We start from the raw sequence: 6,297 nt of genomic DNA, 5'->3' as shown, positions 1-6,297 counted from the left end.
GTAGTAATGGTTATAGCAACATATATTGTAGTTATAAATACATTTTTAAGGTTAAATATGGATAATATAGTTGGTATATGCGTCTTATTAGTTCTAGGGTCAGGGTTAGTATTGTTGGTAGCCTCCTATTTTTTAGAATAAAAATATTGACTATGAAAAAATCAGTGAATGCGGTCGGGAGGACAGAATATGAAAATAGAAAACTTAATACGATTCGTACATTTAGTTTGAAAGACAGCTCCACAAGCTCTAATCCAAATGGCGAGGGAACTGTAGGCGAGGTTACACCAGAAACTCCAACAATTAGCTTGTCTACTCTACATTTTAATGACAATCCAGAAACACCAAAAGAACCAAGCATTGACATCGAGAAAGCCAATGACACGCTTCCTAACCCAGGTGAGGGTAATCACAAGGATAAAGACAGCAACGGTGGTGAAAACGACCGTGACACGCCTGATACAGCCCTTGTCGTTGACCCCAACCAAGCCACGAAGATTACGTCTAAATTTACAAATAACGGTACAGAAGCTCTCTCTCATTTGACAGTTTCTGACAAGACTATTGAAGGCAAGATTGATGTCAAAGCCTTCACATGGACGTTTAAAGGTTAAAAACTTTCAACGAATAAAGAAGGTGAGTTCATTACTGCAGATGGAAAACTTTTAGTTCTCCAACCTGATGAGTTTGTGACAGGGGAAGCAGAACTTCCGCCACTTACAGATGGTCAACTTCACGGGGATGAATTGACTGTTGGTGGTATTGGTGTAGAATCTGGTAAAGAAGTTGGAGATGAAGACAAGTGGTATGGTAAGCCAAAAGAAGAAGCTCCAAGCATCGATATTGAAAAAGCAGACTCTGAACGTCCTGAAGCAGGCGAAGGTAATCATAAAGACAAACCAAATAATGTAGGTGAAAATGACCACGATACTAAAGACACAGCTAAGGATGTGAAGGCAAATGAACAAACAACGATTTTCATGCCTGTCACAAATAATGGGACTGAGCCGTTAACTCACTTAAAAGTCATGGATAAGACCATCGAAGGAAAAAGCAGTCTTAAAGATCTCACCTTTACGTATAAAGGCAAAGCTTTAAAAGTGAATAAGGATGGGGAGTTGACACTTGATGGGAAACTTTTAGTTCTTCAACCAAAAGAAACTATTGAAATTAAAGGTACTCTTGACCCTCTTGCAGCAGGAGAACTGCATGGTGACAATGTCACAGTGGATGGTGTGGGTGTTCATTCAGGTAAAAAAGTTGGCGATGATGACAAATGGTACGGTAAAGTCACACCGAAAACTTCTACACCAGAATCACCAAAGACTCCAAAGGGGATTCTTCCACACACAGGGGAAGAAAAAGCTATTTGGAGCTTAGTAGGGCTTGGTATGCTTCTTACTGCATTAGCAGTTTGGCAACGTGACAAGCTAAAAGCAATGTTCAATAAAATCAAAAGATAAGTAAATATTGACCAAGACAATTGGTGAATGACAAACTATATTAAAAGTCAAACGAAAACTATAAAAACAGCTAAAAAATTTAGCTGTTTTTAATTGTTATATTAAGTAATGCAAAGCACTGTAATTCAATAAAAGTAGGGTTTATTTAACAGTTATTTTTTCTGAAAACGATGTACTTCCTATTATATCTATATTTTCAAATATATGCAAGAGTACATGCATCATTTTTCACTCTTTAATTTTCATTGAAATGCTATATTAGAAGGGTTAAAGAGTATCATTCTTTCCAACAAACCCTACTTTTTCTTTCAAACGAAATATTATGAAGATTGGAATGAATTATGAAAAGATTAACTTCGGTTCTTGCTTTAGGAACGATACTACTAGGAGTTTTTTCCCCAGCAATACAAGGTGTCGCTGAAACGGCAGAACTTTCAGACGCAACTAATAGTGAATATCAGAATGACTTTCAAGACAGTTTAGCCCCGTTAGCTAATAACACAGCAAATTTTACGTTGGAATTCTCAGCACTACCTACTAATCCCAATTATGAAAGTCCTTATCCTAATAATAGTACTTATCAAACTTCTGGGACTACTAATGCTGGCCCATTTGGTGGTTTTTCAGTAATTTGGAAAGGCTATTATAATAATGGTTCCTCGTTATATCAATTGGAGTCGCTTTCTGATGAAGGGGTGGAACAAAAAGATGAAAGTGCTAAATTTACCTTTCCAATTGGAACTTCTAGTGATAATTTTCATGAAAAAGTACAGTTGACATCTAAAACATTTAAGAGTAACTTTTCTTTTGTAGATACTCAAGGAAAATTGATAAAAGATAGTATACAAGAAGATATGCCAATAGCATATAATGTTCACTTAGTCCCTGAATTTCGGGATGTGTTAGATATTCCAGGATACAGGCTAATAGACATCCATTCTACTGATGGAGATGGAAATTTGAAAGGCGCTGGTGGACCAGTAGAGGACATGTGGAGTTACTATACACATTCAAGTAGTTTTAGGTTTGAAGAAAATAAAGATACTAAAGGAAATACAGTTGGTATTACTGCTGATGAAGGTGGTGGGTCTGGATTAAATCGTCAAGTGGATTTTGAGTATGTATATGAAAGAAATACTGCAATAGCTGGTGATGTTACAGCTAAATATGAAGATGTAAGTGGAAGTTCTATCTCAGATGATGTTGTAAAATCAGGAAATATTGGTGAAGATTATACAACAGAACAAAAAGATATTCCTGGCTACACCTTTAAGGAAGTGAAAGGTAATGCTTCAGGTAAATTTACAGATCAAGCTCAAACGGTGACGTATGTTTATGAACAAACTAAAGACCAATCCACAGTTGTTGTACACGATTCAGAGTTAACAGTTGGTGACACATGGAAACCAGAAGATAACTTTGACAGTGCCACAGATTATGATGGAAATGTAGTTCCTTTTTCAGAAATCACTGTTGATGGAAGTGTCGATACTTCTAAAGTAGGTACTTATAAAGTAACTTATTCAAGAATACTTCCTGCTTTCTTTTCTGCTGAAAACCAAGGAGAATATTCTGCTGTAGCCACAATTACTGTAAAAGATGCTCAACCTGTAAAAGGTGGAGATGTTACTGCAAAATATATCGATACAGATGGAAATAAGATTTCAGACGATATTGTAAAAACAGGTAGTGTCGGTGAAACCTACACAACAGAACAAAAAGATATTCCTGGCTACACCTTTAAGGAAGTGAAAGGTAATGCTTCAGGTAAATTTACAGATCAAGCTCAAACGGTAACCTATGTGTATACTAAGAATGAAATACCTAATGTAACTGGAACGGTCCTTGTCAAATATGTAGATACAGATGGGAATAATATTTCAGAAGACGTTGTAAAATCAGGAACTGTTGGAGAAGGCTATAGTACTGAAAAGAAAGCTATTGAGGGATATACTTTCAAAGAAGTGCAAGGCAATACGACTGGTCAATTTACAAACCAAGTTCAAACTGTAACTTACGTATATGCTAAAAATAAAGCAAATACAGTGAACCCTGAGCCAAAACCAGAGAATAAACCAGATTCCAAGGATAAAAATGATAATCGAGGAATAACATCTTCAACACAACATGGCTTACCTGCAACAGGGGAAAATGAAAGAATGACGATGATGAGTATCATCTTAGGATTAGTTCTTTTAACAGTAGTGATGATTATTTCAATTTTCCGCTTTAAGAAAGTAAATAAATAATACTAAAAAGAAGTTATGAGTTATAACTTCTTTTTATTTATCAAAAATCGAAAAAATTTATTAGAAATTAAGAATAAGGTGTCTTTGGGCTGGATTATTTAGATTGTGGAAGTCACGCAAAAAATCTTGCAAGAGTGCAAGTTTAAAAAATTATTCTTTGTGGTGGGAGGGCGGATATACTTAGGCTAGTTTGTTCTCATCAAAGGTTTGATTAGTTTTGAGGAGATGAAAAATTACTCGAATGAGCTTCTTAGCAGCGTGAGAAATCGCAACGTAGTAATGTTTGCCCTGACTTCGTTTCAGGGCGAGGTAGGTTTGGAAATGCGGTGAGAAGCGACATACACACGTTGTTGCGAGCATCAGTGCATAGCGGAGATAAGGTGAACCTCTCTTGACCATGCGCCCTGTAGTGTCCATAGTTCCAGATTGATAAATGGAAGGTTCAAGACCTGCATAGGCTTGAAGTTGAGCAGGATTCTTGAAGTTATTGATGTTATTAATTTCAGCTAAGATGGTAGCACCTAAGCGTTCTCCAATGCCTGTAATTGAAGTAATGGGAGAGTCAAGTTCATGCAAAATTGAGTTGATTTGAACTTGAATTTCATCAATTTGACTTGTAAGGTGTCGAATAGTTGCGATGAGTTGAGTCAATTCCAGATGCAGGGCGAACGATGGATTCCCGATTGTAACTTGAGCTGCTTGCTGGATTTGATTGGCTTTATCCGCTTTTAAATGCTTTATTTTGAGCAATGAATCAAAATGTGCATGCCTGATCTTTGAAGCTGACGGATATCTTGTGAGAAGCTCATAAACGTATTGATTATGAGGGCTTGTCACAATTTTCGATAATTCAGGGAATATAATATCTAACACACGAACATACAAAGTTTTAGCTTTAGAACGGTCATGAATGAGGCGGTTTTGATATCGAGTTAATTCTTTGAGTTCACGCATTTGAGGTTCAACTATAAAGCGTTCAGAATAGGAGTCGCTGAGTAATTTTCGAGCAATGACAAGTGCATCTTTTTTATCTGTTTTAGATTTACGAAGTGTCTGTGATTTGACGAATTCCTTGATAAGCAAAGGATTATAGGTAAATACAGAGTAACCTAGCTTTTGAAGAAAAGCAACGAGGTTGTCACCATAATGTCCTGTGTCTTCAAGTGCAATGTGGATTTCAGAAATTGGACATTCGAGTGCTTCCAAATGTTCTTTTAAAATTTGAAAACCCTGAGAAGAGTTATCAAAACGTAAGTTTTTTGTGATAATTTCACCTTGGTCTTCAAGAATTGCGAGGTCGTGTTTAAATTTAGAAACATCGATTCCAACATAAAGTGTCATATAGTTCTCCTAGATTTAAGATTTAGCTCACTGTGATAACTCCACGCACTTTTTGTCTCGTAGCCATATTAGATATAAAACGTCAAGCGTTATCAAACTAATTACCAATTAAACAAAAAGCTGTGGTTAGATCCATTCACAAATCGTCAAGCGATTGGCGGCGGGCACTAATCCACAGCGATCTACTTCAAGTTTAACACTTGAGCTTTAGCAGTAGCGAACTGCTTAATATAAATATATGGCGGAGGGAGGATAGAACATGAAAATAGAAAACATACTACTTAATGAGGGAAATATCTCAGTTATTGGGAATCCAGGAACTGGAAAAACGAGCCTTTTAAGACTTGTTGTTGAGGGTGCTTTGTCTTTGAACATCTATGATGAAATCATTGTCTATACGGCTTATGGAGAGGAGTATGGAGAATTATTAAAAAATGAGAAAGTGAAACTAGGTAAATTTTTTAAAACTTCTCTAATTCCCAAATTTTTTGAGGGGGTTGAATTATTTCCTTCAAAAAAACAGTGTTTAGTAATTGTTGATGATTTTCACGCAATTTTAGATGAAAACATCTACAACGGAAATGTCAGAAAGTATAGAGCAAGACTTGAGGCTACCATTAATGACATGCGCCAAGGTATTGAAAGTCCAATGGAAATACAGCGTATTTATGATAAAGATGATTTAGAATTATCAAGGTACATGATAGAGAAAGAATTGTGCAGCTATATTGATAGATATATTGATGCCAAACCAAAATATTGTATTTCAAGTTCAAAAAATCTGGATGATTTGCCATTCAAATTTCTTCAACATATTCATTTCTCTAGGCTAAATAGAGGTTTTCCTCAAGGTCATTTTGAGTATACATCTACTCATAATCTTAATGATTATTTAGAGGCGAGTAAAGAAGATTACTGGGGGAATTACTAGAAATGGATCACACTATAACAAATGAGCTTGTAAAGCTAAATTTCAATCACGTAAATGGTTTTGTATTTGGCTTTTTTATGTTTGTAACTCTTTTATTCCTAATGTTTATAACAAGTCTTGTATATGAAATTTATATGCAAGATTATTATGATATTGTGAAGAATACACTTGGAACAGTTATATTAGGAGCTGCAGTAATATTTTTAGGTGTAAATATATTTATACCTTTATCTTTAACTCAAAAAACAGAGATAAAAACGGAAAAGTTGAATATTGTAAGAGTTGAAGATAAGTTATCAGATTCTGATGAATT

6 protein-coding genes are annotated in these 6,297 nt (G+C 35.5%); 5 read left to right on the top strand and 1 reads right to left on the bottom strand.

The window, feature by feature from the left end:
- The first annotated feature begins 152 nt into the window (after positions 1-152).
- The 3 genes from BZZ03_RS12405 (at position 153) to BZZ03_RS11505 (ending at position 3,712) form a co-directional block, all read left to right on the top strand.
- Entirely contained in the window at positions 153-614 is a 462-nt protein-coding gene (locus BZZ03_RS12405; protein WP_198943957.1) for a hypothetical protein, read from the top strand.
- 75 nt (positions 615-689) lie between these two features.
- Entirely contained in the window at positions 690-1,463 is a 774-nt protein-coding gene (locus BZZ03_RS12400; RefSeq protein ID WP_198943956.1) for a hypothetical protein, read from the top strand.
- 341 nt (positions 1,464-1,804) lie between these two features.
- The gene (locus BZZ03_RS11505) at positions 1,805-3,712 is read left to right on the top strand and encodes a MucBP domain-containing protein (RefSeq protein WP_086583376.1); all 1,908 of its coding nucleotides are present in this window, start codon (positions 1,805-1,807) and stop codon (positions 3,710-3,712) included.
- A gap of 180 nt (positions 3,713-3,892) precedes the next feature.
- Here the strand turns inward: BZZ03_RS11505 and BZZ03_RS11500 are convergent, their stop codons facing one another.
- The gene (locus BZZ03_RS11500) at positions 3,893-5,053 is read right to left on the bottom strand and encodes an IS110 family RNA-guided transposase (RefSeq protein ID WP_086583375.1); all 1,161 of its coding nucleotides are present in this window, start codon (positions 5,051-5,053) and stop codon (positions 3,893-3,895) included.
- A 259-nt stretch (positions 5,054-5,312) separates the two neighbouring features.
- Here BZZ03_RS11500 and BZZ03_RS11495 point away from each other — a divergent pair, with 259 nt between their 5' ends.
- Positions 5,313-5,984: an AAA family ATPase gene (locus tag BZZ03_RS11495; protein WP_086583374.1), complete on the top strand. Its 672-nt coding sequence runs from the start codon at positions 5,313-5,315 to the stop codon at positions 5,982-5,984.
- A 2-nt stretch (positions 5,985-5,986) separates the two neighbouring features.
- A partial coding sequence (locus tag BZZ03_RS11490) for a hypothetical protein (RefSeq protein WP_143466351.1) occupies positions 5,987-6,297 on the top strand: 311 nt, incomplete at its 3' end.

Source organism: Lactococcus petauri, from assembly GCF_002154895.1.
GTDB lineage: Bacteria > Bacillota > Bacilli > Lactobacillales > Streptococcaceae > Lactococcus > Lactococcus petauri.
The sequence above is the reverse complement of the archived record's forward strand: the minus strand, read 5'-3'. Positions and strand labels throughout refer to the sequence as shown.

Excerpts from the sequence above, each read along its gene's own strand:
- BZZ03_RS11505 (WP_086583376.1), top strand. The coding sequence starts at position 1,805 with ATGAAAAGATTAACTTCGGTTCTTGCTTTAGGAACGATACTACTAGGA.
- BZZ03_RS11500 (WP_086583375.1), bottom strand. The coding sequence starts at position 5,053 with ATGACACTTTATGTTGGAATCGATGTTTCTAAATTTAAACACGACCTC.
- BZZ03_RS12405 (WP_198943957.1), top strand. The coding sequence starts at position 153 with ATGAAAAAATCAGTGAATGCGGTCGGGAGGACAGAATATGAAAATAGA.
- BZZ03_RS11495 (WP_086583374.1), top strand. The coding sequence starts at position 5,313 with ATGAAAATAGAAAACATACTACTTAATGAGGGAAATATCTCAGTTATT.